The sequence below is a fragment of the Streptomyces sp. NPDC005181 genome (genome assembly GCF_040608395.1).
Taxonomy (GTDB): Bacteria; Actinomycetota; Actinomycetes; order Streptomycetales; family Streptomycetaceae; genus Streptomyces.
On the sequence record NZ_JBEXID010000016.1, the window covers coordinates 71,808 to 98,693 of the forward strand.

Here is a 26,886-nt window from a genome sequence, read left to right on the forward strand (position 1 = left end):
GCTCGTGGCAGGTGCGCGGCGGGGCCCCCTTCGCATAGGGTTGACGGCTGCCCAATGCACGTCAGAAGGGGGCCTCGGTGGCCGCGCAGGATGCCGCTGTCGATTCGTTGCGGGACCGGGAAATCGGTGTCGAGCAGGAACATCTCGACCGTGTTTATCACCGCCTTGAGGAGAAGATCCACGAGGCGGAATTTCTCATGAACGATGCCGTCAAACGCGGCCAGGTCGGTACGCCCGGTGCGCTCGCCGAGCGCGATGCCCAGGTGTTCCGGGCCGGGATTCACCTCAACCGGCTGAACAGCGAGTTCGAGGACTTCCTCTTCGGGAGGATCGATCTGCTGCTCGGCAAGGACGGCGAGCGTGGCCCGGACGGCGCGTTCACCTCCGTCGAGCCTGCCGACGACGCCGTGCGCGACGACAGCACGGCCGATATCGCGGAGACGCTCCATATCGGCCGGATCGGGGTCCTCGACTCCGACTACGCGCCGCTGGTCATCGACTGGCGGGCACCGGCTGCCGCGCCGTTCTACCGGTCGACGCCGAAGGACCCGGGCCGGGTGGTACGCCGCCGGGTCATCCGCTCCAAGGGCCGCAAGGTCCTCGGGGTCGAGGACGACCTGATGCGTCCGGAGCTGACCGCGTACAAGGACGGCGACAAGCTGCCCGTCATCGGCGACGGCGCGCTGATGGCGGCGCTCGGCCAGGCCCGCAGCCACACCATGCGGGACATCGTCTCGTCCATCCAGGCCGAGCAGGACCTGGTGATCCGGGCGCCCGCCGCCTCCGTCACCGAGGTCTCCGGTGGCCCCGGCACCGGCAAGACCGCCGTCGCCCTGCACCGCGCCGCGTATCTGCTCTACCAGGACCGGCGGCGGTACGCGGGCGGCATCCTTGTCGTCTCGCCGACCCCGCTGCTGGTCGCGTACACCGAAGGCGTGCTGCCCTCGCTCGGCGAGGAGGGACAGGTCGCGATCCGCGCGGTCGGCTCGCTCTCCGACGAGGCGGCGGGCGTCGAGGGCGCCACCACGTACGACGAACCGGCCGTCGCCCGGATCAAGGGCTCCTCCCGGATGCTCCAGGTGCTGCGCAAGGCGGCCCGCGGGGCGCTGGAGCAGCCGCGGACCCCGGGCGCGCCACAGGGCAGGGAGGACGGCCAGCTGTCATTCGGTGACGAGGACGACACCGACGGCGCCGGGGACGGGACGGCCGCCCCCCTCACCACCCACCTGCGTGTGGTCGCCTTCGGCGCCCGCGTCGAGCTGAACGCCGACGAGCTCCACCGCATCCGGCAGTCCGTCCTCGGCGGCACCGCCCCGGTCAACCTGCTGCGCCCGCGCGCCCGCAGGCTGCTGCTGGACGCCCTGTGGAACAAGTCGTCGGGCCGGGGCCGCTACACCGACCCCGAGCTGGCCGCGGAACTGCGCTCCTCCTTCGACGAGGACGTCTCCACCGAGAGGCCGTTCGTCGACTTCCTGAACGCCTGGTGGCCCGAGCTCACCCCGCGCGGGGTGCTCGCCGCGATGGCCGACGAGAAGCGGCTCGGCCGCTGGGCGCGCCGGGTCCTCAACCAGGGCGAGGTGCGCCGCCTCGCCCGCTCGCTGAAGCGGCTCGACAGTGCCGGCCAGGGCCCCCTGTCGGTGCACGACGTGGCGATCCTCGACGAGCTGCACACGTTGCTCGGCACCCCGCACCGGCCGAAGAGGAAGCGCGAGTTCGATCCGCTGGACCAGTTCTCGGGTCTGGAGGAGCTGATGCCGCAGCGCGAGGAGACCCAGCGTGAGCGGGCCGAGCGGCTGGCCGCAGAGCGCACGGAGTACGCGCACGTCATCGTCGACGAGGCGCAGGACCTCACGCCCATGCAGTGGCGCATGGTCGGCCGCCGTGGCCGGACGGCCACCTGGACGATCGTCGGCGACCCGGCGCAGTCCTCCTGGTCCGATCCGGACGAGGCGGCCGAGGCGCGCGACGAGGCGCTCGGCAAGCGCCCGCGCCGCCGCTTCACCCTCACCGTCAACTACCGCAACCCGGCGGAGATCGCGGAGCTCGCGGCGAAGGTCCTGGCGCTCGCGATGCCCGGGATGGAGTCCCCGGCCGCGGTCCGTTCGACGGGGGTGCAGCCCCGCTTCGAGGCCGTACGCGACGGCGATCTGGCCGGGGCCGTACGGGAGGAGTCGCGGCGGCTGCTCGGCGAGGTGGACGGCACGGTGGGTGTCGTCGTCGCGATGAACCGGCGCGCGCAGGCCCGCAAGTGGCTCGCGGAGCTCGGCGACCGGGTGGTGGCGCTCGGCAGCCTGGAGGCGAAGGGTCTGGAGTACGACGCCACGGTCGTCGTCTCGCCGGCGGAGATCGCCGACGAGTCGCCGGCCGGTCTGCGGGTGCTGTACGTGGCGCTGACACGCGCGACGCAGCAGCTCACGGTGGTCTCGGGGGAGCGGGACCTGCCCGACGAGAACGGTGTTCCGGACCTGCTCAGGGACTGACGGACAAGTCAACCTGCGAGGGGGGAATCACTTATCCCGGGGACTTTGTTAGCCTGGTGTCGGCACCGGCTCGATCCAAGCCCCCGGGCCCAACCTTCGTCGCTACGAGCGACCACTTGCCGCGAGGCGAGCATGGCGGGTCGGTGCCGCTGAAGTGAAAAAGACAGACCCGTGTCACCTTCCGGTGACGCGGGTCTGTTTTTGTTGGTGGCCCGCTCCGGGCAGCCGTCTCCGGCGGCTGCCGAGGTTCCGGGACGAGATCAAATCTCGTATGGTGGAAAACACTTTCCGAACAGTGGCAGTCATTACCGGCTACCAGTCAGTAGGTGCGAATATCGGGAAGCGTGTCCGAGGCGAGCGCCCCGGCCGCGCAGCAATGAAGCTAGGGAAAGCGAAGGACTCGGCCATGGCAACGGCGCCCAGCGTCTCGTACTCGATGACGGTCAGGCTGGAGGTGCCCGCGAGCGGCACAGCGGTCTCCCAGCTCACCACGGCCGTGGAGTCCTCCGGCGGGTCGGTCACCGGCCTCGATGTGACCGCTTCCGGTCACGAGAAGCTGCGGATCGACGTCACGATCGCGGCCTCCTCCACCGCACACGCGGACGAGATCGTCGAAGGCCTGCGCGACATCGAGGGTGTCGTGCTGGGCAAGGTCTCCGACCGTACGTTCCTGATGCACCTCGGCGGCAAGATCGAGATGGCGTCCAAGCACCCCATCCGCAACCGTGACGACCTGTCGATGATCTACACCCCCGGTGTGGCGCGGGTCTGCATGGCGATCGCCGAGAACCCCGAGGACGCCCGCCGTCTCACCATCAAGCGCAACTCCGTCGCAGTTGTGACGGACGGCTCCGCCGTACTCGGCCTCGGCAACATCGGCCCGATGGCGGCCCTGCCGGTGATGGAGGGCAAGGCGGCCCTCTTCAAGCGGTTCGCCGGCATCGACGCCTGGCCGATCTGCCTGGACACCCAGGACACCGACGCCATCGTCGAGATCGTCAAGGCGATCGCCCCCGGATTCGCTGGCATCAACCTGGAGGACATCTCCGCACCCCGCTGCTTCGAGATCGAGGCACGGCTGCGCGAGGCCCTCGACATCCCCGTCTTCCACGACGACCAGCACGGCACCGCGATCGTCGTGCTGGCCGCTCTGACCAACGCACTGCGCGTGGTGGGTAAGGGAATCGGAGACGTACGCGTCGTCATGTCCGGCGCCGGAGCGGCCGGTACGGCCATCCTGAAGCTGCTCATCGCCGCAGGCGTCAAGCACGCCGTCGTCGCCGACATCCACGGTGTGGTGCACGCGGGCCGCGAGGACCTGGTCTCCGCCGACCCCGACTCGCCGCTGCGCTGGATCGCCGACAACACCAACCCGGAGTCGATGACCGGCACGCTCAAGGAGGCCGTCGTCGGCGCCGACGTCTTCATCGGCGTCTCCGCTCCGAACGTGCTGGACGGCAACGATGTCGCGGCGATGGCGGACGGCGCGATCGTGTTCGCGCTCGCGAACCCGGACCCCGAGGTGGACCCGGCAATCGCCCGCCAGACCGCGGCAGTTGTCGCCACCGGCCGCTCCGACTTCCCGAACCAGATCAACAACGTGCTGGTCTTCCCGGGTGTCTTCCGCGGCCTGCTGGACGCTCAGTCCCGCACGGTCAACACGGAGATGATGCTCGCCGCGGCCGGCGCCCTCGCCGAGACGGTCGCCGAGGACGAGCTGAACCGGAACTACATCATCCCCTCGGTCTTCAACGACAAGGTCGCGGGCGCGGTCGCCGGGGCCGTCCGCACGGCCGCGAAGGCCGCCGGAGGCGCTGTGACAGGCCCGGGGAACCCCATGTGAACCGACCGCTTCCCTTACCCGCCACGGCCCCTGCCGGGGGCTGCCCGGGGCTGTGGTGCCCCCCACGTTGGCCTGCCCCACGGCGCGTCGCGGGTCGCGGGGCCCCAAACGCCCCTTTAGGGTGGGCGGGCAGCGAGCCCCCCAGGACCCCGCACCCGCTGTGGACCCGCCGGGGGCGCTCCAGCATCTGCTGAGGGCCGCTTCAGGGAGTCGACGGAACGTCACCACGACGAGGCAGTGGCGGCTTTCGTGTGACTCCGGAGGGTGCCGGATTGGCTTTCCCGCCGCAGGTGGGGGCAGGATGCATATTCGGGCGCGAGGGTCTGACGTCAGACCCGGGTCCGGGGACTGTCCGAGGGCCCTGGCAGCATCGGCTTCGATCTCACGCCTCACAGGCAAGAAGAACACGGGAGTAACAACATGAACCGCAGTGAGCTGGTGGCCGCCCTGGCCGACCGCGCCGAGGTGACCCGCAAGGACGCCGACGCCGTGCTGGCCGCGCTCGCCGAGACCGTCGGTGAGATCGTCGCCAAGGGCGACGAGAAGGTCACCATCCCCGGCTTCCTGACCTTCGAGCGCACCCACCGTGCCGCTCGCACCGCTCGTAACCCGCAGACCGGCGACCCGATCAACATCCCGGCCGGCTACAGCGTGAAGGTCTCCGCGGGCTCGAAGCTCAAGGAAGCCGCCAAGGGCAAGTAAGCCCCGTAGGCACGACGGAGGGCGGTCACCCCGACCAGGGTGACCGCCCTTCGGCGTACAGGCCTCAGAAATGCGCTGAAAGGCCGCTGTGAGACCGCTGTGAGGCCACTGCCGGGCCCTGCGCGAGCCTGGGCGGTGAAGAGCCGTGTGCAAGCCGCGTCGGCGAACGAGAAGCGGGGGCCCGGGGCAGTGCCCCGAACCCCCGCGTCGGTCCTGACCGTCGGGCGCCCGCCCTCAGACCAGCGACCCGCCCGGCAGCTCCACCTTCGCGCCCAGCTTCTCCAGCTTGTCCATGAAGTTCTCGTAGCCACGGTTGATCAGGTCGATGCCGTGCACCCGGGACGTGCCCTGTGCCGCCAGCGCGGCGATCAGGTACGAGAACCCGCCGCGCAGGTCCGGGATGACCAGATCCGCACCCTGCAGCTTCGTCGGCCCGGACACGACCGCCGAGTGCAGGAAGTTCCGCTGGCCGAAGCGGCAGTCGGAGCCGCCCAGGCACTCGCGGTAGAGCTGGATGTGCGCGCCCATCTGGTTGAGCGCGGACGTGAAGCCGAGCCGCGACTCGTAGACCGTCTCGTGGACGATGGACAGGCCGGCGGCCTGCGTCAGCGCCACCACCAGCGGCTGCTGCCAGTCGGTCTGGAAGCCGGGGTGCACGTCCGTCTCCAGAGCGATGGCGTTCAGCGCGCCGCCCGGGTGCCAGAAGCGGATGCCCTCGTCGTCGATCTCGAAGGCACCACCGACCCGGCGGAACGTGTTCAGGAACGTCATCATCGAGCGCTGCTGTGCGCCGCGCACATAGATGTTGCCCTCGGTCGCCAGCGCTGCGGACGCCCAGGAGGCCGCCTCCAGGCGGTCCGGGATCGCCCGGTGCGTGTAACCGTCGAGCCGGTCGACACCGGTGATCCGGATCGTCCGGTCGGTGTCCATCGAGATGATCGCGCCCATCTTCTGCAGCACGCAGATGAGGTCCTCGATCTCCGGCTCCACGGCCGCGTTGGACAGCTCGGTGACACCCTCGGCGAGCACGGCCGTCAGCAGCACCTGCTCGGTGGAGCCCACCGAGGGGTACGGCAGCCGGATCTTCGTACCGCGCAGCCGCTGCGGGGCCTCCAGGTACTGGCCGTCCGCCCGCTTCTCGATCGTCGCGCCGAACTGCCGCAGCACGTCGAAGTGGAAGTCGATCGGCCGTCCGCCGATGTCACAGCCGCCGAGGCCCGGAATGAACGCGTGGCCCAGCCGGTGCAGCAGCGGGCCGCAGAAGAGGATCGGGATGCGCGACGAGCCCGCGTGGGCATCGATGTCGGCGACGTTCGCGCTCTCGACATGGGTGGGGTCCAGGATCAGTTCGCCCGGCTCGTCGCCGGGGCGGACCGTCACACCGTGCAGCTGCAGCAGACCCCGCACGACCCGCACATCGCGGATGTCGGGCACATTGCGCAGCCGGCTGGGCCCGCTGCCGAGCAGCGCGGCGACCATCGCCTTCGGCACCAGGTTCTTGGCGCCTCGGACGCGGATCTCGCCCTCCAGCGGGGTTCCGCCGTGGACAAGCAGGACATCGTCTGTGCCGGTCATGGATCTCGCGTTCCGGAGTGGTCGGGCAGGGGGCCAACCGAAAGGGTAATGGGCAGGTGCCCCCCTTCCGTAAGGCTACGGGGGGTGTACGAACGTCATGAATCCGCTATAACACGTTCTGCTTGCCGAGCCTTGCGGAGGGTCACCGTCCGCAAGTGCCTCCCGGACCGTGCGCTCTCCGTGCACCTGTGCGCCCTGAGCTGCGCTCGGGCCCCCTTCCGCACCCGGCGCTCCACTTGGTCCCCACGGAGGGCGAAGATGCGGGATCATTTCTGCCATGACCGAGGTGTCCTCGCTCACAGGGCGACTGCTCGTGGCCACACCCGCCCTGGCGGACCCGAATTTCGACCGCGCGGTGGTGCTGCTCCTCGACCACGACGAGGAGGGCTCGCTCGGCGTGGTCCTGAACCGCCCGACCCCGGTCGGTGTCGGTGACATCCTCGTGTCCTGGGCCGACCTGACCGCTGAGCCGGACGTCGTCTTCCAGGGCGGCCCCGTCTCGCTCGACTCGGCGCTCGGCGTCGCGGTGATCCCCGGCGACGAGGGACCGCTCGGCTGGCGACGGGTGTACGGGGCGATCGGTCTGGTGGACCTGGAGGCGCCGCCGGAGCTGCTGGCCGCGGCGCTCGGCTCGCTGCGGATCTTCGCCGGATACGCGGGCTGGGGCCCCGGACAGCTGGAGACGGAACTGATCGAGGGGGCCTGGTACGTGGTGGAGTCGGAGCCCGGAGACGTCTCCTCGCCGCGTCCGGAACAGCTGTGGCGGGCGGTCCTGCGCCGCCAGCGCAGCGAGCTCGCCATGATCGCCACCTATCCGGACGACCCTTCGCTCAACTGAAGCCCGGGGCTTTCAGTACCCTGGCAGTTATGAGCACTCTTGAGCCCGAGCGCGGGGCAGGTACGGGGACCCTCGTAGAGCCGACGCCGCAGGTGTCGAGCGGCGACGGCGACCACGAGCGCTACGCCCATTACGTCCAGAAGGACAAGATCATGGCGAGTGCCCTGGAGGGCACCCCCGTGGTCGCACTGTGCGGGAAGGTCTGGGTACCGGGGCGCGACCCCAAGAAGTATCCGGTCTGTCCCATGTGCAAGGAGATCTACGAGTCCATGGGCGCCGGTGGCGACAAGGACAAGGGCAAGGGCGGCAAGGACAAGAATTGACGATCCTCTCCCGGCTCTGAAGCCGGGAGATTCCCTTTGGCTACCCGGAAGTGGCCGGTTGGGTTTCACGCGTCCGCCTCCGCCGGAGGGCGGGACTCGGCACCAACGGGTGCCTGCGCGTGCTGTTGTTGACCGAGCCACCCGTCCGGCGGGCTCGGGCCTCGATCTCGACCGAGGCGTTGTGATCAGCGTCGTCCTCGTGCCCGCAGTGCACGCATGCGAACAGTCGGCCACAGCCCTTGCGGGACTGCGGATCCGCCCGACCGCAGGCCGCGCAGGTCTGCGAGGTGTGAAACGGCGGCACCGGTCGGAGCTCGGAGCCGTACAGGCGGCACTAGTATTCCAGCTGCCGCCTGCGTTCACCGGGGCAGTTGTCGAGGATGGATCGGTTGAGTCCGGCCTTCTGCCTTACGTTGCGGCCGGGTTGCTTTGCGGCGCCTTTGGCGCTGGCGGTCATGTTCGTCACGCGCAGGTCCTCGATACCGACGAAGCCGTGTTTTTTGGCGAGATCGGTGGTGAGCTGGTGCGTGAAATTCCGGCGGCGGTTGGCTTCCCGGGTCTTCAGTTTCGCGATCTGTGCGATGGTGCGACGAGCCGGTTGCTGTACTTACCGTGGTTGTGCTTCTGGGCGTAGACAATCTGGCGGGCTTTGCGCCGTTCCAAGCAACGCAGCCGGATCCGCTCGTGCTCGGTCAGGCCCGGAGGCTTGATGCGTGGCACAGTCTCGGTGGATACATAGGCGGAGGCGGCGACACCGAAGTCGACGCCGCAGCCCGGTCGGCCGTTCGGGGCGGCAGCCTCGGTCCCGGTGGCGACGCCGAAGGCGATGTGCCAGCCAGTCCCGTCCCGAGAGGTGGTGGCGTTACGGATCACACCTCCCACAGCGCGGGAGAGGCGGAAGCGGACCCAGCCAAGTTTCGGCAAGCGCACCTCGGCCCAGTGCCGGTTCAGCTTGCGTGTCTCGACCGCTTGCCCCGGGAGCGGGACAGACAGCCGGTGCCCGCGTTTCTTGAACGCCGGGAACCGGGCCAGGTGTCCGGAGTTGAAGAAGTCGTCGAACGCCGCGTCCAGATGCCGCAGCACCTGCTGGCCGGCCTGCGCGGGGAGTTCGGCCAGCCAAGTCAGCTCGCTCTCGGCGCGGGCCTCGGTGAGATACCGGCACTGCTCCACGGCGCGGACACTGCGGCCCCGCTGCTCGTATACATGGACGCGCTGTGCGAGGGCGACATTCCACAGGGCGCGCGCGGCATGCCCCCACCCGGTCAGGACCTGCTCCTGAACGATGGTGGGATACAACCGGTACCGGCGCCCCATGTCTGCCTTTACACTGCAGACCGTAGGCATCAGCGCAGGTAACTGCCCTGCCTGAGCGCATAATTCACACTCCCGTACCCAATGTCGAACGCGCGTACGGATCTTGAGGTCGGGCTGGTGGAGTCCAAAAACGAGAACAGTCACGTCCACCCGCTCATGCACTTCCCCTAAGGCCACCTTTTCCGAGTTGGTCAGCTCACTCAAGGCGGCTCCTCTCGCCGCGTGCGCCAGATGTCCTTCACCTCCGACCCGAAGGGCTGAGCACTGCGCATGAATCATCGGTGGCGGGTGTCGCTCTTCGCCGGTTGGCGGGCGAAGGCCCCGACACGTGTATCGGCGCTGATGAGGGACTGCTGCGCGCACTCGCCAGCCGCACTCAGGGACGCACAAGCTCATCTGAGACGCTGAACCCATGGATCTGATCCCGGCGCCCGTCGCAGTCGAAAGAATGGCCCCCGATGGTTTCCTGCTGGACCGGGGCACCACGCTGTACGTGGCGCCTGGCACGGAGACCACGGAGCGCTGGCTGCGTTCCAACGTCGGTGCCGCCCTCGGTCTGCCGCTGGCGCCGGGAGATGAAAGGGCCAAGAATTCGGTCACGCTGCTCATCGACGACGCACTGGAGCCCGAGGCGTACAGGCTTGGTGTGGTCCGGAGCCAGGGCATTGAGATCCGCGGCGGCAGCGCGGCGGGGGTTTTCTGGGGCGCCCAGACCCTGCGTCAGCTCTTTGGCCCCGACGCCTTCCGCCGCGCGCCTGTCCACTCCAATAAGAAGTGGGTCATCCCCTTCACGGACATCGAGGACCGTCCCCGCTTCTCCTGGCGCGGCCTGATGCTCGACGTCTCGCGGCACTTCCTGCCCAAGGACGACGTCCTGCGCTACCTCGACCTCCTCGCCGCCCACAAGCTGAACGTCTTCCACTTCCACCTCACCGACGACCAGGGCTGGCGCGTGGAGATCAAGCGCTACCCGAAGCTCACCGAGGTCGGCTCCTGGCGCTTCCGTACCAAGCACGGACACCGGGCCTCGGAGCTGTGGGACGAGACTCCGTACGGTGGCTACTACACCCAGGACGACATCCGCGAGATCGTCGCGTACGCCGCCGAGCGGCATATCCGCGTCGTCCCCGAGATCGACATCCCGGGCCACTCGCAGGCCGCCATCAGCGCATACCCGGAACTGGGCAACACCGACGTCATCGACACCACCGCCCTCTCCGTGTGGGACACCTGGGGCGTCAGCCCGAACGTACTCGCCCCCACCGACAACACCCTGCGCTTCTTCGAGGGCGTCTTCGAGGAGATCCTCGACCTCTTCCCGGCGGCCACCTCGCCGTTCATCCACGTCGGCGGGGACGAGTGCCTCAAGGACCAGTGGAAGGAGTCCTCGACCGCCCAGGCCCGTATCAGGGAGCTCGGCCTGGCCGACGAGGACGAGCTGCAGTCCTGGTTCATCAGGCACTTCGACCGCTGGCTCACCGTGCGCGGCCGCCGCCTCATCGGCTGGGACGAGATCCTCGAAGGCGGCCTCCCGGACGGTGCGGCCGTGTCGTCGTGGCGCGGGTACGCGGGCGGCATCGCCGCAGCCGAGGCGGGGCACGACGTCGTGATGTGCCCGGAGCAGCAGGTGTATCTGGACTACCGTCAGGGCGGCGGCCCCGACGAACCGATGCCCATCGGGTACGTCCGCACCCTGGAGGACGTCTTCCGCTTCGACCCCGTACCGCCGGGCCTGACCGAGGAGGCGGTCCGTCACATCCTCGGCACCCAGGCCAACGTGTGGACCGAGGTCATGCAGAACCGGTCCCGGGTCGACTACCAGGTCTTCCCGCGGCTCGCGGCCTTCGCGGAGGTCGCCTGGTCGGCACTGCCGGCCCCCGCCGACCGGGACTTCGCCGACTTCGAACGGCGGATGACGGCGCACTACGCCCGACTTGACGCGCTCGGCGTCGAGTACCGTCCGCCGGGCGGCCCGTTGCCGTGGCAGCGACGCCCCGGTGTTCTCGGACGCCCGATCGAGGGGGCGCCCCCGAACGTGTGAGCCCGGGCGCAGTGTGGGTCCGGCCACCACGGTTCCTGGGAACGTGGTGGCCGGTACACGCTCACTGCACGAACGGAATAAGTCGTACAACCATGGCTGAAGAGTGGCAATTCACACTCTGCGCCGAAGAGGTGCGAAACGGGATCATCTCGCAGGTCAGGGACGGATACACCCTTCGCGGACCCTCGCGTCGGTCCGATCGGAAGATGTGCCAGAGTTGCCACGTCCGGGCTTTGAGCACGTACCGTACGGCGAAACAAGCGGGACGCCGGGACACCGGGAAGGGGCAGCTGGGTTGACCACGCACGCACCGCAGGCGACGCAGTCCGTGACGCTGCCCGCCTCGCTCGACGAGGCCGTGGCGGCACTCGGCGCCATGCCCGCCGCCGTTCCTGTGGCCGGCGGCACCGACCTGATGTCGGCCGTCAACAAGGGGCTCCTGCGTCCCTCCGGGCTGGTCGGCCTCGGCCGGATCAGCGAGCTCCGCGGCTGGCACTACCAGGACGGTCACGCCCTGCTCGGCACCGGGCTCACCCACGCCCGCATGGGGCGGCCCGACTTCGCCGCCCTGATCCCCGCCCTGGCCGCGTCCGCGCGCGCCGCGGGCCCACCCCAGATCCGTAACGCCGGAACGCTCGGCGGCAACATCGCCACCGCGGCCCCGACCGGCGACGCCCTGCCGGTGCTCGCCGCGCTGGAGGCCGAGCTCGTCATCGCGGGCCCCGGCGGCGCACGCCGCGAGATCCCCGTCTCGCACCTGCTGGCCGGCCGCGAGATGCTCGAACCCGCGGAGCTGATCGGCTTCGTCCGCGTACCGCTGCTGCATGCCCCGCAGGTCTTCCTGAAGGCGACCGGCCGCACCGGCCCCGGCCGCGCCATGGCATCCGTCGCGATCGTCCTCGACCCTGCCCGGCGCGGGGTGCGCTGCGCGGTCGGCGCCATAGCGCCGATGCCGCTGCGCCCGCTTGAGGCCGAGCGGTGGATCGCCTCGCTGATCGACTGGGACGGTGAACGGGGACTGGCGCCCGACGCGCTGGCCGCGTTCGGCGAGTACGTCGCCGCGGCGTGCATCCCGGACCAGGTACCACCCGCCGACGGGAGCGAGGCACCACCGCTGCCCCCCGCCGTACTGCATCTGCGGCGCACGGTCGCCGCGCTCGCCCGACGCGCGCTGGGGAGGGCACTGTCGTGAGCAACAACAACGCCAACCACGAGGATCACACCGAGCAGCACGATGGCTGGCAGCCGACCCCGCAGGGCGGCGAGTACGACTCCGAGGCGACCGCCTTCGTCCACCTGCCGCCGGAGGATCTGGCGAACGCCCCGCTGGCTGCCCCCGGCCATGGCTACGTGCCGCCGATGATCCTGCCGCTGACCCCCGCGGCCGGGCTCGACCCGGCGGCGACGGGCAGCTGGGTGGTCCAGACGCAGAGCGTGCCCGAGGGAGGCGCGGAGCAGCAGGCGTCGGGCGCGGTGCACTGGCCGGACCCGAACCAGCAGCACGGCTACACGCAGCACGAGCAGCACTCCCCGGGCGAGCAGTACCCCCAGCACGAGCAGCAGTCCCAGCACGGTGAGCCGTCGGCCGTGACGGGCCAGTGGAACTTCGCCGAGGCGACGGCCGCGGAGACCCCCGGCCACACCGGCCAGTGGACGATCCCGGTCGCCGAGGGCGACCTCCCGGACGAGTCCGGCGAGTTCACGACCTCGGCGCTGGCCTCCGAGTGGTACGGGGACCGGACGCCGCCGGCCACGCTGCCGGGCGGCGCGGCCGCGCCGTGGGCGACGCAGCCGGAGCCGGCCCCCGAGGCCCCCGGGACGGCTGCGGGGACACCGGCGCTCGGCGTGGACGTCACGCAGGCGCCCGCCCCCGAGTCCACGCGCGTCCACGTGCAGCGCGATGCGGACGCCGAGCTGCCGACGGAGCCGGTCCCGGGCCCGACGGCGGACCTCACGCCGGGCCCGGCCCCCGACGTCTCACCGGACCTGATCCCCGGCGTCGGGACCGACACCGACAGCCCCGCCGCCGCACTCGCAGCCGACGAGGCACCGGCCGACACGCCGCCTCTCGACCTGCCTCCCCTCGACACACCGAGCGAGCACCCCGCCGCCTCGTACGTCCTGCATGTGAACGGCGCCGACCGCCCCGTCACCGATGCCTGGATCGGCGAGTCGCTGCTCTACGTGCTGCGTGAACGGCTCGGCCTCGCCGGCGCCAAGGACGGCTGCTCGCAGGGCGAGTGCGGTGCCTGCAACGTCCAGGTCGACGGCAGGCTCGTCGCCTCCTGCCTGGTCCCCGCGGCCACGGCTGCGGGCAGCGAGGTCCGTACGGTCGAGGGCCTGGCCGTCGACGGCGAGCCGTCCGACGTCCAGCGGGCCCTGGCCAACTGCGGTGCCGTCCAGTGCGGCTTCTGCATTCCCGGCATGGCCATGACCGTCCATGACCTGCTGGAGGGCAACCACGCCCCCAGCGAGCTGGAGACGCGCCAGGCGCTCTGCGGCAACCTCTGCCGCTGCTCCGGCTACCGCGGCGTGCTCGACGCCGTGAACGAGGTCATCGCGGGCCGCGAGGCCAGCGCCGAAGCCGCCGCAGTCGCCGGCCCCGCGTCCTCGTCCGCGGAGGCGCACGCCGACGAGGCGCGCATCCCGCACCAGGCAGCTCCGGGTGCCGGTAGTGTCCAGCCACATCTGCAGGACGGAGGCATGGCGTGAGCAACGACGCAGCCACCGCGGCCAACGCAACCCGCACCGCGCTCAGCACCCCGCCGGTCGACAGCCCCGACACCGAGCCGCCCCTGTTCGGCCTCGGCGCCTCGCTGCCACCCGCCGACGCCCGTGCCAAGACCGAGGGCACCTTCCCGTACGCGGCCGACCTCTGGGCCGAGGGACTGCTGTGGGCGGCGGTGCTGCGTTCGCCGCACCCGCACGCCCGCATCCTGTCCATCGACACCACCGCCGCGGCCGAGATGCCGGGCGTACGCGCAGTCGTCACGCACGAGGACGTCCCCGGGGACGGCGCGTACGGCCGCCGTGTGGTCGACCGCCCGGTCTTCGCGTCCGACCTGGTCCGCCACCACGGGGAGCCGATCGCCGCGGTCGCCGCCGACCACCCCGACACGGCCCGCCTCGCCGCGGCGGCGGTCGTCGTCGAGTACGAGATCCTCGAACCGGTCACCGACCCGGAGAAGGCCTTCGAGGCCGAGCCCCTGCACCCCGACGGCAACCTGATCCGTCACATCCCGCTGCGCTACGGCGACCCGGACATCGCGGGCGAGGTCATCGTCGAGGGCCTGTACCGCATCGGCCGCCAGGACCCGGCTCCGATCGGTGCCGAGGCCGGACTCGCCGTGCCCCGACCGGACGGCGGCGTGGAGATCTACACCGCCTCCACCGACCCGCACACCGACCGCGACCTCGCCGCCGCCTGCTTCGGTCTGGAACCGGAGCGGGTGAAGATCGTCGTCACCGGTGTCCCCGGCGCGACCGGCGACCGCGAGGACCCCGGCTTCCAGCTCCCGCTCGGCCTGCTCGCCCTGCGCACCGGCTGCCCGGTCAAACTGGCCGCCACCCGTGAGGAGTCCTTCCTCGGTCACGCCCACCGCCACCCGACGCTGCTCCGCTACCGCCACCACGCGGACGCGGAGGGCCGGCTGGTGAAGGTGGAGGCGCAGATCCTCCTCGACGCGGGCGCGTACGCCGACGCCTCGTCGGAGTCCCTCGCCGCAGCGGTGGCCTTCGCCTGCGGTCCGTACGTCGTCCCGCACGCCTTCATCGAGGGCTGGGCGGTCCGTACGAACAACCCTCCGTCCGGCCATGTGCGCGGCGAGGGCGCGATGCAGGTCTGCGCCGCGTACGAGGGCCAGATGGACAAACTGGCGGCGAAGCTGGGCATCGAACCGGCCGAACTCCGGCTGCGCAACTCCCTCTCGACCGGCGACATCCTGCCCACCGGCCAGACGGTGACCTGCCCGGCCCCGGTCGCCGAACTCCTGCGCGCGGTGCGGGACTTCCCGCTCCCCGCACTCCCGAAGGACTCTCCCGAGGACGACTGGCTGCTGCCCGGCGGCCCGGAGGGCGCGGGCGAGCCGGGCGCGGTGCGCCGCGGCGTCGGCTATGCGCTGGGCATGGTCCACATGCTCGGCGCCGAGGGCGCGGACGAGGTCTCCACGGCCACGGTCAAGGTTCACGACGGCGTCGCCACCGTCATCTGCGCGGCGGTCGAAACCGGCCAGGGTTTCTCGACGCTGGCCCGCCAGGTGGTTCAGGAGACCCTGGGCATCGAGGAGGTCCACGTGGCCTCGGTCGACACCGACCAGCCCCCGGCCGGCCCCGCCACGCACGGCCGCCACACCTGGGTCTCCGCCGGAGCCGTCGAACGGGCCGCCAAGATGGTCCGTACGCAGCTCCTCCAGCCACTGGCCCACAAGTTCGGCATGTCCACAGAGCTGCTCCAGATCGCCAACGGCAAGATCACCTCGTACGACGGAGTGCTGTCCACGACGGTCACAGAAGCGATGGACGGCAAAGAACTCTGGGCGACCGCCCAGTGCCGCCCCCACCCCACCGAGCCGCTCGACGAGTCCGGCCAGGGCGACGCGTTCGTCGGCCTCTCCTTCTGCGCGGTCCGCGCAGTCGTGGACGTCGACATCGAACTCGGCTCGATCCGAGTGGTGGAGATGGCCGTCGCCCAGGACGTCGGGCGGGTCCTCAACCCGTCCCAGCTGGCGACCCGTATCGAAGCAGGCATCACCCAGGGCATCGGCGCGGCACTGACCGAAAACCTCCGCACGGCCCGCGGCCTGATCCGCCACCCCGACCTGACGGGTTACGCACTGCCGACATCCCTTGACGCCCCGGACATTCACATCGTCAAACTCGTCGAGGAACGCGACGTGGTGGCCCCCTTCGGCGCCAAGCCCGTCTCGGCGGTCCCAGTGGTGACGTCCCCGGCAGCGGTGGCCGCCGCAGTCCGCGCGGCAACCGGCCGCCCGATAAACCGCCTCCCGATCCGACCGCAGGCGGCAGTGGCGGCGGCCAACTCCTGAGCGCTGCACCGACGGTGTGATCCGGGTTGCAGATGCAACCCGGAGATGCAGACTGTCATGGGCGCTGACTAAGGTGAACCCCGAAGCTCAAGCCGAAGCGGTAATCGGCTGTTGCTAAACGGGGGAGAGTGCTGTGCGACCGAGCGATCCGGGGGCGGGATCCCCGGCGGTTCCATTGGGTGTCATCGGCGGCATCGGGGCCATCGGCGGGGTGGTCCCGCAGGCCGTGGGCGAGCTGGTCACCGAGCTGTCGTCGTTCACGAAGTTCCGCGACCGTATCGACGATCTCCTGCACGGCCTCAAGGCGTCTCCGGCCGGCCCCGGGAAGGTCGGCGAAGACACCATGGGGCGCGAACGGTTCGGCGGTGGCAAGGGTGAGTGGTCGGAGGCGGATGCCCTGCACGGCTCATACTCCACGGTCATCAAGGAGCTGGAGCAGCTGTCCAGGCTGCTGTCGGACTCCATTGAGGGCATGAGCATCGCTGTCCTCGCGTCCCACAAGGGATACGAGCACGTGGACCTGGACGTCCGCAACCGCATGCTTGCGATCAGGAGCAGCACGGAGTCCCACCACAAGGCCGAACAAGCCGCGGCGAAGAAGCACCAGGAGCAGGACGCCAAGTCGGAGAAGCCGGCGGATACGTCCGGCGGTGAAGGCATCTGATGTGCGACGACTTGCGCTGCACGGGGGCTACGGGGATGGGAAGGACACCGGCATGGGCTCGATTTTCGATGACATGAGTCACGAGAGGATGCTGGAGTGGCTGGACGCAGCCAACAGCGGCGAGATCCAGGGCGCGGCCGATCGTTTGATGAGCGCGGCGTCGGAGGTCCGTAAGATCGCCGAGGATCTGAAGGTCCGTCCGCAGTGGGTGGAGTGGAAGGGCGAGGGGGCCGACGCATTCCGTACGTGGAGTGCGGACCTGGCCAATGCGACGCTGCGCCTGGGGGATTACAGCGAGGGCGCCTCGAAGTGGCTCGGCGAGGCCTCGAACGCGATTGCGTCGGCACAGGTATCAATTCCTCGGACGGAGGCGGGCGCACAGGCGAATCTGGAGGCGGCTCTTGCCGCACGAAACGATCCGGATGCGTCGGCGGTGGCGAAGAAGTCCGCGGAGACGTTGATCGCGTCGAGGGAGAAGAACCGCGAAGAGGCGGCTGCGCAGATGCGGAAGCTGACGCAGACGTACACCTTCTCGTCATCGCAGATGACGGCTCTGGAGAAGCCGGTGTTCCCGGCCATGCCGCAGGTGATTGCGCCGCAGGTTGCTCAGAAACTCGGCGGGGGGCAAGACGGACACATTGGGCCCGGGACCGGATACGGATCTGCCGCCAGCAGTACAGGGTACGCCACTGCACCGGGACACAGCACCGAAGCAGCACCTGGTGTGAGCGCGCTCGGCGGCGGCATGGGCGGCTCCCCACACACCGTGTTGCCCTCAGTCTCGAGACCGGTGGACATGGGGATTGATGGCATGGCCGTGCTGCCGGATGCTCCGTCCTCCCCGGTCGCGAATCCAGTGGTGCCGCCGACCGGGCCCAGGTCCGACACCGTTCTCCCGCCGACAGTGGGCATCATTCCGCCTGTCCCCCATACCAGTCCCTCTGCACCGCGCAGCACCGGTGGAGGGGGCAGAACGGTAGGGATGCCACGTCCGCCGGTGTCCACCCCAGGTTTGAGTCCGCTTGGCCCTGGGCCCATGGGCCGTCCCGCCGGGCCCAACGGGATCACCGGCGGCCGTGTTGTGCCCTCGAACTCAGGGCGTCCTGCGGTCGGTATTCCGCGGGGGACGGTCATCGGCAGGGAGAACGCCCACGGACAGGCGCCCATGGGACGTGCCCCAGGCATGGGTGGTGGCATCGGTCCCGGCGTCTCACCGAATGCAGCCGGCGGCGGTCGGCGTCTGACCGGAGAGACGGGTGGTGTGGTCGGGGGACGACAGCAGCAGGGCCGCGCGGGTACGAGCCCGTTCACGCCTGGAGGGTCGGGTTCGGTGAGGGGCGGCGCCTCGGGGGACTCGGAGCGCGGCACAGGGCTGGCAGGGCGGGGTGGCGGGATCGCCCCTCAAGGTTCTCGGACGCATGCGACAGGGCGTTATGAGGGTGGCGAACGGCCGGACTATCTGGTCGAAGACGATGAGACCTGGCAGCAGGGTGGCCGGCGGGTTGTCCCGCCGGTCATCGACTGATCAACGGAAAACTCACGAAGGATTCGGATGCGCATCAGGAGCAGGGGACTCATACGACGGCGAACCGTGATGTCGGCCGCCTCGGGCCTACTGCTGGTGGGTGTCGTTGCCGTGCCCGCGTCTGCCGACTCCACGCGTTCGATGCAGTGGCATCTCGATGCCATGAAGGCCGACGAAATGTGGAAGACGAGTACGGGCAAGGGGGTCACCGTTGCCGTGATCGACAGCGGTGTGGATCCATCGAATCCCGACCTTGGCGGACAGGTGCTCAAGGGAAAGGACTTGGAGCCGGACGTCGCGGGCGACGAGCACACCGACTACGACGGCCATGGCACGAGCATGGCCGGACTGATCGCGGGGACAGGCCGGAGTAACGGAGGGAACGGCGCGTTCGGACTCGCGCCGGGAGCCAAGATTCTCCCGGTTCGTATGCCTGAGTCCGGAGTTGGGGCAACCCAGACAGAGGGGGACGAGGAATTCAACAAGGTTGCCCCCGTGGCGATTCGGTACGCGGTCGAGCGCGGTGCAAGGGTCATCAGTATCTCCCTGGGTGCACAGGCAGGGTCGCAGGAGCTCACGGATGCCGTGAAGTACGCACTCGATAAGGGATCGTTGATCTTTGCTGCCGCAGGAAACAGCGGCGACGCGGCCAACCTGGTCGAGTACCCATCGGGAACACCAGGCGTTATCGGCGTTGGCGCAATCGGTCACGACGCGAAGAAGACCGATGAGTCCCAGTATGGGCCGCAGATCGATTTCACGGCCCCCGGAATCGACATGGTCCACCCATGCACAGGCGGAACTCAGTTGTGCAAGACGAGCGGAACCAGCGACGCCACCGCCATCGCCTCCGCCTCCGCCTCCGCCGCCCTGATCTGGTCCAAGCACCCGGACTGGACCAACAACCAGGTTCTCCGCGTCATGCTGAACACGGTCGGCGCCCCGACCAGCGGTGCCAAGCGCAACGATTACGTCGGCTACGGCATCGTCCGCCCCCGTATCGCCCTGAAGAACCCGGGCGACCCCGGCCCGGCCGACGTGTACCCGCTCCCCGACCTCGCGGCGGCCGAGAGCCCCAGCCCCTCCGCCGAGCCGTCCGAGGCGACCGGAAGCCCGGAGGGCACCGACAAGCCCGCCGCAGCCCCGGCATCCGACGACGGCAGCAGCGACACCGGCCCCTGGATCGGCCTCGGTATCGGCGCAGCCGCTGTCATCGGCGCAGCGGTCACCGCCCTGGCCATCCGCTCCCGCCGCCGCAAGACCGTTGTGGCAACGCCGAGTTCGTATCCCTATCCGCAGCCTCACAACCCGTACCACGCGTACGGGCCCCCTCCCACACACAACAGGCCTCCGGAGCAGGGGCCTGCCGCGTAAGTGCGTGCGGGCGTCGTGAAGAGGTCGGGAACGGAATCGGGAAAGAGACGCATGCGCAAGATGGGCAGGCGAACAGGTCGTCATCGAGCTTGTGTGCCAGCTGTGTTGGCACTGCTGATGGCTGGTGGCGTGGCTGCGCCCGCGCAGGCGGACACCGTCTTCTCCCAGCAGTGGCACCTCGACAAGATGAAGGCCCGGGAGATGTGGCGGACCAGCACCGGGAAGGGGGTCACGATCGCTCTCATCGACACCCGGGTGCGTGAGGTTCCCGAGCTGGCGGGCCGGCTTCTTCCCGGCAAGAATTTCGCCCGGGCGGCTCCCACGGAGCAGGACGAGCACGGCACGACGGCGGCTTCCGTGATCGCCGGTATCGGGAAAGGACCCGGCGGCCAGGAGAGTGCATACGGGCTCGCTCCCGGGGCCAAGGTTCTTCCTCTGGTGATCCTCGACGGCCAGGACGCCCACAACGCCGCCGACCAGAACAAGGCGATCAACACGGGGCTGGCTCCAGCCATCCGTTACGCGGCGGATTCCGAAGCGAAGATCATCAGTGTGTCGTTCGGTACCTCCGAGGACGACCAGTCGGTGCGGGATGCCGTGAAGTACGCACGGAGCAAAGGGAAGCTGATCTTCGCGGCTGTCGGTGATTCCATCATCGACGATCCGCTGGTGGAGTACCCGGCTGCGACGCCCGGCGTCGTCGGCGTCACCGGCATCGGCAAAAACCTGAAGGCGATCAAGAAGGCCGGCGTGGGGCTCACCGTGGATCTCAGCGCCCCCGGTGAGGACGTGATCAGCGCGTGTGCCGGCGGGACCGGGCTGTGCAAGAGCCGAGGCACCGGGGTGGCCACCGCCCTCGTCTCCGCCTCCGCCGCCCTGATCTGGTCAAAGCACCCCACGTGGACGGCCAACCAGGTTCTGCGCGTCATGGTGAACACGGCCGGTGGTCCCACCAGTGGGGCCGTGCGGAGTGACTACCTCGGTTACGGCATCGTCCGTCCCCGTATCGCGCTGAGGACGCCGGGTGACCCAGGATCGGCCGACCGGGATCCGATCCCCGACTTCCGCACCGCGTCGCCCACTCCACCCGAGCCGTCGCCGTCGAAGAAGCATCCTGACAAGGCGAGCGCCGGGCCGGCGCCGGGCAGCCCTGTGGCGTCAGCGTCGGACGGGGGGCACAGCGGACTCTTCTGGGCCGCTCTCGGGGTGTGCGCCGTCGGGGTGCTCTGCGTCGGCGTCGCGGGCCCGCTGCTGCTGGCCGACCGTCGGCGTATGCGAGTCAGTCGTCCTTGAGCCGCCACGCGGCCGTGCCGCCGCCCACGGCGAGAACAGCCCCTCCGGTGGCGAGCGCTGTCAGGAACCTGCGCCGGGCCTGCCCCATCGGCGCGGGCGGGCTGCCTGCGGGGAGCAGGCGCCTTGCCTCGGTCTCGTACCGGTCGATCAGGGATGCCAGGTCGCCGTGCCGCCAGACTCTGTTTGCTCGCCGTGGGGGCGTGAACGCGTGGGCGATCTGGGTCGGTCCGGGGCGCAGTCCGGGCTCCTTGGCCAGACAGGGAGCGATGAGGGCACGCAATGGCTCGGGGATGTACGACAACTGCGGCTGCCCATGCACGACTTCGTATTGCACGGCGGCGACCTGGCTGCCGGCGAAGGCGCGTTGTCCGCTCGCGGCGTACACCAGCACAGCGCTCAGGGAGAAGACATCGGCGGCCGGGCCCACCCGGTGCCCGAGCGCCTGCTCAGGCGCACCGTACCCGGGTGTGACGGGAATCTGTCCCGTGGTCGTCAGAGTGAGACCGTGTTCCGGACGGGCGATGCCGAAGTCGATGATGCGGGGGCCCTCCGAAGTCAGCACGATGTTCGCGGGCTTCAGGTCGCGGTGCACTACATCCGACCGGTGCAGCTGCCCGAGGGCTCCGCACAGCGCCGCTCCCACGGCCCGCACGGTGGGCTCGGGAAGTGCCCCGGACAGAGAGACCGCGTCGTCCAGGGGTGGGCCGAGGACGTACTCCGTCGCCAGCCAGGGCACCTCGGCCAGCGGATCGGCATCGACGACCTGAGCGCCGTGCAGGCCCCCGATGACTCGGGCGGCGTCGGTTTCGAGGCGGAAGCGGGTGCGGAAGGTGGCGTCGGCGGCGATGTGTGCGTGCACCGTCTTGAGGGCGACCGTGCGGCCGCCAGGCGAACGGGCCAGGTCGACCGTGCCCATACCGCCGCTGCCGAGCCGGGCGACCAGCCGGTGCACGCCGATGTGCTGTGGGTCTTCGTGGAGCAGGGGCTTGATCATCGGTCAGCTTCCGAGTGGGGGAGAACGTCGGCTGCGAGGATTGCCGCGGACTGGCGCGCGATCGCCGCGATCACCCGGCCGGGCAGCTGCATCCGGTTCGCTTCCGGCCCCGAGTCCAGGACGGTGGCGACGGGCGAGGTTGGTGACGTGGGCGAGGCGGGCGAGAGGGCCTGCAGTACGTCCATCGCCCGAGGGCGGGCCGCAGGGTCGCGGGCCAGGCAGGCTGACACAAGTGAACGCAGCATGACGGGCAGTTCGTCCCGGTCGGGAACGGTGTGGCCGGTGGCCGCGTACGCGAGCACCGCGCCCAGCGCGTAGACATCGCCCGGTGGCCGAGGGCGCCCGCCCGCGGCCTGTTCGGGCGGGAGGCTGCCGGGCTCGAGGCCGGGGATTCCCGAGCGCGGCTGTCCGTCCTCGGCCGCGGTCCGTACCGCGCCGAAGCAGGTGAGCCGCGGGCCGTCCCCGGCCAGCAGCACAGCGGCAGGGGACACCCCGGCGTAGGTCAACCCGGCTGCATGGGCGGTGGCCAAGGTCTCCGCCAGGCAGAAGCCCAGGGCCCGCAGCGTGTCGTCGGGGAACGGACCCCCGTGGACGGCCAGGGCCGTCGGGAGTGGCACAGCAGGCACGTACGGGCGCGCGCACCACACGGGCAGGCCGGGTTCCGCATGCTCGGTGACGGGGGCGAACCAGGGGCCGAAATGGCAGCGGGCTGCCTGCGCCTCGACGAGAAAACGACCGGGGTCGGCGCCGTCGAGCGGGACGCTCACCAGGGAAGTCAGGTCACCGTCTGTGCTGCGTGCGACGAAACGCTGCTCGGGAACGGGCATGGTGCCGGGGCCGGTCGGGTCCAGCCTGGTGATGACGGTGTAGGGGCCGATCTGCCGGGCGGAGGTGCGGCGCGGCTGTTGCATGTAGCGGAAATCCCCCCGGACGTCATCAGAACAATGGAAGCCTACTCAGTCGCCCAAGGGCTGACCCCAAGGGCTGCGACTGCGGCCACCGCTGTGTCCGTCCGAGTCGTTCTTCATGATGTTTCCGCCGAACGATTCGTCGGTGGGGATGACTCCGTTCTGGCTGGTCCGCGTGACTCCCGGACCGGAGGCCGTGACCGGCATCGAACCGGCGTAACTCACTTTGCAGGCGAATCCCCAACCACTCGGGCACACGGCCGTGTGTGCGCGTCGCGCGATCAAGTCGCCGTGGTCGGCTGCTCGGCGGCACTGCGGGGCGCCGGAACCGGGGCCCGCCCTTGCCAAGTCGCTGTGGACGGGGCCGCCGCCATGGACGCCTCAGTGAACACCGGCTGCTGACGTGGCTCGGCAGGGGCGAACAGCCAGCTGATGGACGGCCGGGTGAGTGGCTGAACCAGTCGGCGGACCGGCGGAGAGCCGAGCGTCATCGTCAGCAGGACCGCGCAAAGCACCAGACCGACGATCTCGACGGGGGTATTCACCCGGGAGATCCAGCCCTGTTCCCGGAACGGCATGATGACCAACGGATGCAGCAGATAGATGGTGAAGCCGCCCGCACCCAACGTGGAGATCAGCGGCAGCCGCCGTCGGGGCATCAGCCTCAGCAGACAGAGCACCAGGGCCGCGGCCGAGGCCAGCACCAGCAGCCGGATGACCCAGGCCCATTCCAGGCTCATCGGATCGGCGACGGAGTAGGGGTGGCGCATCGACAGCCAGTTGCCCTTGATGTCCCGGTGCCACAGCCACCCGGCGACACAGGAGGCCAGAATGCCGGCGACCGCCACGGGCAGGCTCCAGCGGCTGGTGAACCAGGTGTGCAGATAGCCCTGGCCGATCCGCCAGCCGAGGTAGAACAACGGCATATAGACAAGGGTCCGGCTGGCGGAGAAGGCCATCCCGAACTCGTCGACGTACCCCACCGCGAGGGCGACGCCCGTGGTGACCACCAGCGGGTGACGCAGCTGCGCCACCAGCGGCAGCAGCAACCGCCAGAAGAAGAGGGACATCAGGAACCACAGGGTCCACGGCAGTTGGACGACATGCACGGTGAACTCGGCGCCCAGCCATCGGCTCTCCAGCGAGAAGAGCAGACTGAACACCAGCGCGGGCAGCACGATGCTCTGCAGCAGGGTGCGCAGGGGGCGGGGGCCGAGCGGACCCGCGCTGCTGAACACACCGGCCAGCATGACGAAGGCCGGCACTCGGAAGGCCCAGCTTACGATGTGGAAGGAGTGCAGCACGTCCTCCCGTTCCATGATGCTGCCCACGGTGTGCAGAACCACGATCAGTGTGGCGGAGACGAACCGAGTGTTGTCCCACCATGGATTCCTGGCCCGTTCGGCCCGCGCAGCCCTTTCGGGATTGTCGGCGGCGGTGGCGGATCTCGGGTGTGGCTTGTCCATCGCGGTGAGGCTCCTGGTAGCGGGCCGGCCGTGACATGGCTTGCCGCACTGGTGATCGAATCGGGTGGGTGGGCACACTTTGCCCGACCGTCGCGAAGGAGCCGGTTGCCGCTTCAGGTTCGTACGGTGAACCCCGCATGTACATCAGGGGCAAGGGATGCCGAGAGCGTGACGATGCTTGCGCCGGAGTATCAGGGGGTCGTGTCGGCCCTGGGGGCGGAAGCGGCGGCGGGCCGGGGCGGGACGCGGGCCCGGGACCTGGGCGTCTGGATCGGCCTGGACATCGCCGCAGCGGCACTGATCGGCGCAGCTGTCGCTATCACGGTCATTCGGTCGCGCGATGTACCGCGGATATCTGGCGTCAACTGCATGAGTGAGGATCTTGACCGAACGCGCCCTGTGTGGCGCCAGGTGGCGGCAGTGATCACTGCTCGCATCGCGGAGGGCGTTTACCCGGTGGGCGGAAAGGTCCCCAGCGTGGTGGAGCTGTCGACGGAGTTCGGGATTGCGGCCTCGACGGCTCAGAAGGCGTTGACCCACCTGAAGGCTGAAGGGCTCATCCGTACCGAGGTCGGGCTCGGTTCGTTCGTTGCCGGTGGGCCGTCGTAGCTCCGGTCGTGGCTCCGAGCCGACCTGGCTGTGGGGCGAACCGTGGGCGGGAAATGAAGGTGGGGAAGCGGCCCGTTCGGGGCCGCTTCCCCACCTTCAGCAGATCCGCGTGACTCCCGGATCGGAGACCGTGACCGGATTCGAACCGGTGTAACTCGAGTTGCAGTCGAGCCCCTGAACCACTCGGGCACACGGTCGTGCGCTTCTTGCGTGTCCTGCGTGTCCTGCTGATGTGTCGACCGTAGGGGCGGTGGGGGCGGGGCTCAAGAGTGCCGGGCGGGGTGCAATGTGACTGCCATACCGCGTTCATGCTCGGCGCCTCGGTCCTACGACCAAGGGACGAGTGCGCGACCACCTTGCGACAGGGCCCAAAGCGGATCTTGCCCCTTACTCTTGGGCTCATGACCGCCCTCGAACCGCGTGACGCCGATGTCTCGCCCCATGTTGTGGACGCTCCCGTCGTCGCCGAGTCCGAAGGGCTGCTGGGGCGGACCTATCGGGCGCTCAGCATCGGCATCGTCTCCGTCGTGTTCCTGATCGCCTTCGAGGCGACCGCCGTCGGGACCGCGATGCCGGTCGCCGCCCGTGAGCTGCATGGCATTCCGATGTACGCGTTCGCTTTCTCCGCGTACTTCACGACCAGCCTCTTCGCCATGGTGCTCTCCGGGCAGTGGGCGGACCGACGCGGACCGCTGGCGCCGCTCGCCGCCGGGATCGGTGCCTTCGGGGTCGGTCTGCTGCTGTCGGGGACGGCGGGCAGCATGTGGATGTTCATCGCCGGGCGGGCCGTGCAGGGGCTCGGTGGCGGGCTGGTGATCGTGGCGTTGTACGTGGTGGTCAGCCGGGCCTATCCGGAGCGGATCCGGCCGGCGATCATGGCCGCCTTCGCGGCGAGCTGGGTCGTCCCGTCCGTCGTCGGGCCGCTCGCCTCCGGCAGCGTGACCGAGCATCTGGGCTGGCGCTGGGTCTTCGTCGGGATTCCGGTTCTGGTGGTCTTCCCGCTGGCCCTCGCGCTGCCCGCGATCCGGCGCATGGCGTCCGGACCTGCCGATCCGTCGGCGCCTGTCGAACCGTACGACCGCCGGCGCATCGGTCTGGCGCTCGCCATTTCGGTGGGGGCCGGTCTGCTGCAGTACGCGGGGCAGGAGCGGAACTGGTTTGCGCTGATCCCGGCCGCCGCGGGTGTTGCTCTGCTCGTTCCCGCCGTACGGGGGCTGCTGCCCGCGGGCACCGGGCGGGCGGCGCGCGGGCTGCCGTCGGTGGTGCTGCTGCGCGGGATCGCCGCCGGGTCGTTCATCGCCGCAGAGTCCTTCGTACCGCTGATGCTGGTGACGCAGCGCGGGCTGTCCCCGACGATGGCCGGGCTGTCGCTCGCCGCCGGGGGCGGGACCTGGGCGCTCGGCTCGTACATACAGGCCCGGCCGCGCCTGGAGCAGTACCGGGAGCGGTTGATGGTGGGCGGCATGGTGCTGGTCGTGGCGGCGATCGCAGGCGCACCGTCGGTGCTGATCGCTTCGGTGCCGGTGTGGACGGTGGCTGTCGCCTGGGCCGTCGGGTGCTTCGGCATGGGCATGGTGATCGCTTCGACGAGCGTGCTGCTGCTGAAGCTGTCGGCGCCGGAGGAAGCGGGGGCCAACTCCGCCGCGCTGCAGATCTCCGACGGGCTGTCGAACGTGCTGTTGCTGGCCGCGGGGGGCGCGGCGTTCGCCGCGCTCGGCGGCGGTGCGGTGGGGGCGGCGCACGAGGCCGTGGAGGCGGGGGCGTCCGGGGCGCATTCGGGGGCGTTCGCGGTGGTGTTCCTGCCGATGGCGGGGGTGGCGCTGGTGGGGGCGTGGGTGGCAGGGCGGGTGCGGGTGAAGCCTTAGTACCGTCTGGTACCACGCGGTACCATT

The 26,886-nt window shown here is 69.9% G+C and carries 22 protein-coding genes and 2 tRNA genes; 15 read left to right on the forward strand and 9 right to left on the reverse strand.

All coding sequences use genetic code 11. The features are described from left to right. The first annotated feature begins 77 nt into the window (after nucleotides 1–77). The 3 genes from ABZV38_RS13755 to ABZV38_RS13765 all read left to right on the forward strand — a co-directional run bounded on the left by ABZV38_RS13755 (nucleotide 78) and on the right by ABZV38_RS13765 (nucleotide 5,025). The gene (locus ABZV38_RS13755) at nucleotides 78–2,480 is read left to right on the forward strand and encodes a UvrD-helicase domain-containing protein (protein ID WP_356326998.1); all 2,403 of its coding nucleotides are present in this window, start codon (nucleotides 78–80) and stop codon (nucleotides 2,478–2,480) included. Nucleotides 2,481–2,886: 406 nt separating this feature from the next. Beyond that, entirely contained in the window at nucleotides 2,887–4,323 is a 1,437-nt protein-coding gene (locus ABZV38_RS13760; protein ID WP_356326999.1) for an NAD-dependent malic enzyme, read from the forward strand. Between the two features lie 420 nt (nucleotides 4,324–4,743). Further along, the gene (locus ABZV38_RS13765; RefSeq protein WP_003968811.1) at nucleotides 4,744–5,025 is read left to right on the forward strand and encodes an HU family DNA-binding protein; all 282 of its coding nucleotides are present in this window, start codon (nucleotides 4,744–4,746) and stop codon (nucleotides 5,023–5,025) included. A 234-nt stretch (nucleotides 5,026–5,259) separates the two neighbouring features. On the opposite strand, the gene murA is transcribed toward ABZV38_RS13765, so the two are convergent. Beyond that, the gene (gene murA, locus ABZV38_RS13770; RefSeq protein WP_030922987.1) at nucleotides 5,260–6,600 is read right to left on the reverse strand and encodes a UDP-N-acetylglucosamine 1-carboxyvinyltransferase; all 1,341 of its coding nucleotides are present in this window, start codon (nucleotides 6,598–6,600) and stop codon (nucleotides 5,260–5,262) included. 277 nt (nucleotides 6,601–6,877) lie between these two features. Here murA and ABZV38_RS13775 point away from each other — a divergent pair, with 277 nt between their 5' ends. Both ABZV38_RS13775 and ABZV38_RS13780 read left to right on the forward strand, forming a co-directional pair. Further along, nucleotides 6,878–7,438, forward strand: coding sequence for a YqgE/AlgH family protein (locus tag ABZV38_RS13775; protein ID WP_356327000.1), 561 nt, complete (start codon nucleotides 6,878–6,880; stop codon nucleotides 7,436–7,438). A gap of 29 nt (nucleotides 7,439–7,467) precedes the next feature. Beyond that, nucleotides 7,468–7,761, forward strand: coding sequence for a DUF3039 domain-containing protein (locus ABZV38_RS13780; protein ID WP_352262647.1), 294 nt, complete (start codon nucleotides 7,468–7,470; stop codon nucleotides 7,759–7,761). Nucleotides 7,762–7,801: 40 nt separating this feature from the next. On the opposite strand, the gene ABZV38_RS13785 is transcribed toward ABZV38_RS13780, so the two are convergent. From ABZV38_RS13785 to ABZV38_RS13795, 3 genes are read right to left on the reverse strand one after another with little or no spacing between them, the layout of a single operon-like run. Beyond that, the gene (locus ABZV38_RS13785; RefSeq protein WP_356327001.1) at nucleotides 7,802–8,065 is read right to left on the reverse strand and encodes a zinc ribbon domain-containing protein; all 264 of its coding nucleotides are present in this window, start codon (nucleotides 8,063–8,065) and stop codon (nucleotides 7,802–7,804) included. Nucleotides 8,066–8,095: 30 nt separating this feature from the next. Beyond that, entirely contained in the window at nucleotides 8,096–8,344 is a 249-nt protein-coding gene (locus ABZV38_RS13790) for a transposase (RefSeq protein ID WP_356327049.1), read from the reverse strand. Beyond that, nucleotides 8,323–9,279 (reverse strand): transposase, encoded by a 957-nt coding sequence (locus tag ABZV38_RS13795; protein ID WP_356327002.1) that lies wholly within the window; start codon nucleotides 9,277–9,279, stop codon nucleotides 8,323–8,325. Before ABZV38_RS13795 ends, ABZV38_RS13790 begins: the two co-directional genes overlap by 22 nt. A gap of 208 nt (nucleotides 9,280–9,487) precedes the next feature. Here ABZV38_RS13795 and ABZV38_RS13800 point away from each other — a divergent pair, with 208 nt between their 5' ends. From ABZV38_RS13800 to ABZV38_RS13835, 8 genes are all read left to right on the forward strand, one after another. Then, a complete protein-coding gene (locus ABZV38_RS13800) occupies nucleotides 9,488–11,116 on the forward strand; it encodes a beta-N-acetylhexosaminidase (protein ID WP_356327003.1) in 1,629 nt (542 codons plus the stop codon). Between the two features lie 295 nt (nucleotides 11,117–11,411). Further along, nucleotides 11,412–12,308: an FAD binding domain-containing protein gene (locus tag ABZV38_RS13805; RefSeq protein ID WP_356327004.1), complete on the forward strand. Its 897-nt coding sequence runs from the start codon at nucleotides 11,412–11,414 to the stop codon at nucleotides 12,306–12,308. Continuing rightward, nucleotides 12,305–13,828, forward strand: a complete 1,524-nt coding sequence (locus tag ABZV38_RS13810) for a 2Fe-2S iron-sulfur cluster-binding protein (RefSeq protein ID WP_356327005.1) — start codon at nucleotides 12,305–12,307, stop codon at nucleotides 13,826–13,828. The genes ABZV38_RS13805 and ABZV38_RS13810 overlap by 4 nt, the downstream gene beginning before the upstream one ends. Next, entirely contained in the window at nucleotides 13,825–16,161 is a 2,337-nt protein-coding gene (locus ABZV38_RS13815; protein WP_356327006.1) for a molybdopterin cofactor-binding domain-containing protein, read from the forward strand. Before ABZV38_RS13810 ends, ABZV38_RS13815 begins: the two co-directional genes overlap by 4 nt. Before the next feature lie 133 nt (nucleotides 16,162–16,294). Beyond that, entirely contained in the window at nucleotides 16,295–16,825 is a 531-nt protein-coding gene (locus ABZV38_RS13820; protein WP_356327007.1) for a hypothetical protein, read from the forward strand. Between the two features lie 52 nt (nucleotides 16,826–16,877). Then, nucleotides 16,878–18,350: a translation initiation factor IF-2 gene (locus ABZV38_RS13825; RefSeq protein ID WP_356327008.1), complete on the forward strand. Its 1,473-nt coding sequence runs from the start codon at nucleotides 16,878–16,880 to the stop codon at nucleotides 18,348–18,350. 69 nt (nucleotides 18,351–18,419) lie between these two features. Next, the gene (gene mycP, locus ABZV38_RS13830; protein WP_356327009.1) at nucleotides 18,420–19,724 is read left to right on the forward strand and encodes a type VII secretion-associated serine protease mycosin; all 1,305 of its coding nucleotides are present in this window, start codon (nucleotides 18,420–18,422) and stop codon (nucleotides 19,722–19,724) included. 93 nt (nucleotides 19,725–19,817) lie between these two features. Further along, a complete protein-coding gene (locus ABZV38_RS13835; protein WP_356327011.1) occupies nucleotides 19,818–21,017 on the forward strand; it encodes a S8 family serine peptidase in 1,200 nt (399 codons plus the stop codon). On the opposite strand, the gene ABZV38_RS13840 is transcribed toward ABZV38_RS13835, so the two are convergent. The 4 genes from ABZV38_RS13840 to ABZV38_RS13855 form a co-directional block, all read right to left on the reverse strand. Beyond that, nucleotides 21,004–22,011, reverse strand: a complete 1,008-nt coding sequence (locus ABZV38_RS13840; RefSeq protein WP_356327012.1) for a serine/threonine-protein kinase — start codon at nucleotides 22,009–22,011, stop codon at nucleotides 21,004–21,006. The two genes, ABZV38_RS13835 and ABZV38_RS13840, sit on opposite strands and share 14 nt — an antisense overlap. Continuing rightward, nucleotides 22,008–22,922, reverse strand: a complete 915-nt coding sequence (locus ABZV38_RS13845; protein ID WP_356327013.1) for a serine/threonine protein kinase — start codon at nucleotides 22,920–22,922, stop codon at nucleotides 22,008–22,010. Before ABZV38_RS13845 ends, ABZV38_RS13840 begins: the two co-directional genes overlap by 4 nt. A 188-nt stretch (nucleotides 22,923–23,110) precedes the next feature. Beyond that, nucleotides 23,111–23,181, reverse strand: a tRNA-Cys gene (locus tag ABZV38_RS13850). A gap of 19 nt (nucleotides 23,182–23,200) precedes the next feature. Next, nucleotides 23,201–24,385 (reverse strand): acyltransferase family protein, encoded by a 1,185-nt coding sequence (locus tag ABZV38_RS13855; protein ID WP_356327014.1) that lies wholly within the window; start codon nucleotides 24,383–24,385, stop codon nucleotides 23,201–23,203. Nucleotides 24,386–24,559: 174 nt separating this feature from the next. Here ABZV38_RS13855 and ABZV38_RS13860 point away from each other — a divergent pair, with 174 nt between their 5' ends. Then, nucleotides 24,560–24,994: a winged helix-turn-helix domain-containing protein gene (locus ABZV38_RS13860; RefSeq protein WP_356327015.1), complete on the forward strand. Its 435-nt coding sequence runs from the start codon at nucleotides 24,560–24,562 to the stop codon at nucleotides 24,992–24,994. 125 nt (nucleotides 24,995–25,119) lie between these two features. Here the strand turns inward: ABZV38_RS13860 and ABZV38_RS13865 are convergent. Beyond that, nucleotides 25,120–25,191: transfer RNA gene (locus tag ABZV38_RS13865), tRNA-Cys, on the reverse strand. A gap of 204 nt (nucleotides 25,192–25,395) precedes the next feature. Here ABZV38_RS13865 and ABZV38_RS13870 point away from each other — a divergent pair. Next, complete coding sequence (locus tag ABZV38_RS13870; RefSeq protein ID WP_356327016.1) at nucleotides 25,396–26,859, forward strand: MFS transporter; 1,464 nt, start codon at nucleotides 25,396–25,398, stop codon at nucleotides 26,857–26,859. Nucleotides 26,860–26,886: the final 27 nt, after the last annotated feature.